Here is a 2,859-nt window from a genome sequence, read left to right as displayed (position 1 = left end):
GTTCCATTCGCCATTCGAGGTCTTCGCTGCGACACTTGCCTCAGCGGGTCAACCTCAAAGCGCTAAACATTAACCCCTCGTTGCACTTCGGTTTGAAACCGCCAAAGGAATCCTCGCGTCGGTGCTCAAAATCCCTTTCTAGCAGGCTGTTGAACGCTTCTCGCTTAGTCGTCCCTCGACGTCAGTCGCGATGTCGGTCAGCAGGATTTGCAGCATGTCGGTCAAGAAGCTCCTTGGCTTCAGCCTCCTGTTGCGCCATGTAGGCAACGACTTCGGCGAGCGCCAACCTATCATTGCTCGCGATTGATAGTTTTCCATCCGCGATAAGCGTTTGAAGGTGCAGCTGCGACACGAACAGAAGGTTCGCTGCCTCTGTGTTACACGAGTTCGACGTCGGGCATGGTGTCTCTTGCTGGTTAAAGGCACTTTACGCCGAATGTCTCGGGAGTCTCACCTTGCTCGCCGAGATTGAGACACGTCATGTCTCAGTCGAGAGATAGTCTGCTCCTCATTCAGTCGAACCGCCTGCACCCGACGGGCAATCCACGGAGATGGATGAGATGGCGACCTCATACGATGGACGTTACTGCAGTGTCTGCAACAGCGAGCTTCACCAGGGCTACTTCAGCGTATTGAAACCTAGCGTGTCCATTACAGAGACGCCATCTGGCAAGGTCGTCTTGGTTCGACGACGACATGCTGACAGCCTTTTGCAGGTACGGGCGCGCCAAGTATGCCGCAGCCGCCATCACTTCGACCCTGACGTCCGCATGCCCGTCGGCCGACAAGGCCGTGCCGTGCTCGCTTTGCTTGAGGCCCGTAGACCGGACGGCATCTCACGTCGCGGTCAGCAGGACGGCGTTTGAGGGCGTTTCGCAGCCGTGGCTCATTTCCGCTTGGGTCTGCTACGAGCGCGAACTCGCGGTTTATTGCTCCAGCTTTGCTGAGCCGCGGCTCACTTCGGAAGCGGCGCTGAAAGGTCAGTCGGACATTGCATAATGACGGTGTTTCTCGATGACGACCGCAGCATGCCAAAAGGCTGGACTCTCATGTACTGGCCGGAGGCGATAGGGTTGCTCGATTCCGGGAATGTCGAAGAAATCAGCCTCGACCACGACCTAGGCGACTATGAACGTGGCACGGGGTACGATGTCATCTTGTGGATTGAAGAAGCCGTCGCTCTCCGGGGCTTCTGGCCACCGAAAATTTTCGTGCACTCAGCAAATTCATCAGCGCGAGAAAAAATGGAAGCAGGCGTGCTCGCAACCGAACGGCTTGTCGCAAAACAGATTGGCGGCGGGCCCAGACCAGTAGCCTGAACGTCCCTTACCACGACGTCGTCGAGTTGGCCGAATTCACCGGTCGTTAACCTATGAGTGCACAGACCACGCGGAAGTCAACACTCGAGCAGAGGGTCTTGCGGACAATCGACAAGCAGGAAGGAGTTATCATTCTCCGAAGGGACTTCGCTGGACTGGGAAGCGCCGCGCAACTGAGCCGTACTCTCGCGAAACTTGTAGAGTCGAAAGCGCTGGTCAGAGTGGGTCACGGCATCTACGCGAAAACTCGAAAGAATCGGTTCACAGGGGAGTTGACGCCAGCCGCGCCATTCGAAACTATCGCTGCACAGGCTTTTAGGAGGCTCGGAATCGACGTCGGCCATGGAAGGCTGGCTCGTGAGTACAACGAGGGCAAGTCGACGCAGGTTCCGGTGCAACCGGTTGTCACCACCGGCAAACGGCGTATAAGCCGCAAAATCCGAGTTGGCAGCAAGATAGTGCTTTACGAGCGGATGACCGAGCGGCGCCGAAAGAATGACCGGCCATGAGGGTGGCTTCCGGTTCGGAGGAAATCTTGGGGGCGATGTCCAAGAAGACATTCGCACGAACACGCAAACACATCAGATGGGACAATTCGACAGAACGGCCGACGAAGCCGCGGCTATCGCGCGGGTCGCCGATGCAGCGCGAGAAGTGCAGTCGGCATCCAAGGCACTCGAAGAACGCTTTAACGAGGCGACCGACGACACGCCACCAACCTTGCCGTTGGCGCGCTTGACGGCTGCAATCAACGAGCTTCAGTCCGCGCGAGATGCTCTCGATGCTTTGCTCGTCAGGAAGTCGCTTCATTAGCGCCGACGCTCAATTGTGACTCGTTAAGTAGTGGCTAAGGGCGTCACGTTCCTTTGTCGCGCGATAGCGTACGAGCGCGTTCTGTGGGAGTAGCCGCAATTTGCGCTCGAGTGACTCCTGACCGAATCACACGGCGGGTCCCGTCGCCGAACGCGCCCGTACCGAGAGCGGACTTACGTCGCGAGAAAGAGGCAGCCACTCCGATGGAGTGGCTGAAATCAGTCTTTCTATGCTTCTTGGGAAGCTTCGGTTGATGCAGACCGTGTCGCCGGCTTCGCAATCTTGGCCGCCTCGAACGCGATAACCAACAGCGTCCCGGTTGGCTTCCCCTCGCGTGACAGGTAAAAGTCTGTCTTGAGCTTGCCCGTTACTTTGAGGAAGTCGCCTTTCCCAACTCCTGGGTCGGCATCTTTCATCACACGCACGGTGTACCATGTCGGGTCGCTATCCGTTCCGCGCTGGCTTTCGCACATGCGAAACTCGTAGTAGCCCTTTCCCGATGACTTCGTTTCCTTGCGCACAGGTGCGGTCGCGACGTTTCCAAATGCTTGCATAGCTATGTCCTCAATCGATTGATGATGGATGTCCCATCGCTTCGTATAGAGAGAGCTGCGAAGTTGCCTCCGTAACGACTGACAGCAATGGCGAAGCTGCGGATTTCGGCGATGGTGATCAGCCGTTTCGGTGAACGTGATCAGTATGGAAGTTGGTGTTGCGCGGTCAGAGA

4 protein-coding genes are annotated in these 2,859 nt (G+C 57.0%); 3 read left to right on the top strand and 1 reads right to left on the bottom strand.

What is annotated here, in order from left to right:
* Nucleotides 1-998: 998 nt before the first annotated feature.
* Genes AWB81_RS41680 through AWB81_RS41670 form a run of 3 tightly spaced genes read left to right on the top strand, consistent with a single transcriptional unit; the run spans nucleotide 999 to nucleotide 2,132 of the window.
* Entirely contained in the window at nucleotides 999-1,319 is a 321-nt protein-coding gene (locus tag AWB81_RS41680; RefSeq protein ID WP_062644336.1) for a cyclic-phosphate processing receiver domain-containing protein, read from the top strand.
* A 53-nt stretch (nucleotides 1,320-1,372) separates the two neighbouring features.
* Nucleotides 1,373-1,828, top strand: a complete 456-nt coding sequence (locus AWB81_RS47965; protein ID WP_062644334.1) for a DUF6088 family protein — start codon at nucleotides 1,373-1,375, stop codon at nucleotides 1,826-1,828.
* The gene (locus AWB81_RS41670) at nucleotides 1,815-2,132 is read left to right on the top strand and encodes a hypothetical protein (RefSeq protein WP_062644332.1); all 318 of its coding nucleotides are present in this window, start codon (nucleotides 1,815-1,817) and stop codon (nucleotides 2,130-2,132) included. The genes AWB81_RS47965 and AWB81_RS41670 overlap by 14 nt, the downstream gene beginning before the upstream one ends.
* 227 nt (nucleotides 2,133-2,359) lie before the next feature.
* Here AWB81_RS41670 and AWB81_RS41665 read toward each other — a convergent pair.
* Nucleotides 2,360-2,859, bottom strand: a 500-nt coding sequence (locus AWB81_RS41665) for a single stranded DNA-binding domain-containing protein (RefSeq protein WP_235026213.1), incomplete at its 5' end; no start/stop codon positions are given.

It is taken from the genome of Caballeronia arationis (assembly GCF_001544975.2).
In the GTDB taxonomy this organism is placed as follows: Bacteria; Pseudomonadota; Gammaproteobacteria; order Burkholderiales; family Burkholderiaceae; genus Caballeronia; species Caballeronia arationis.
Note: the sequence above shows the minus strand (reverse complement) of the source record. Positions and strands in the feature narration are given on the sequence as shown.

What these genes read in the sequence shown, in the direction of transcription:
- AWB81_RS41670 (WP_062644332.1), top strand. Translation starts at nt 1,815, where the DNA reads ATGACCGGCCATGAGGGTGGCTTCCGGTTCGGAGGAAATCTTGGGGGC.
- AWB81_RS47965 (WP_062644334.1), top strand. Translation starts at nt 1,373, where the DNA reads ATGAGTGCACAGACCACGCGGAAGTCAACACTCGAGCAGAGGGTCTTG.
- AWB81_RS41680 (WP_062644336.1), top strand. Translation starts at nt 999, where the DNA reads ATGACGGTGTTTCTCGATGACGACCGCAGCATGCCAAAAGGCTGGACT.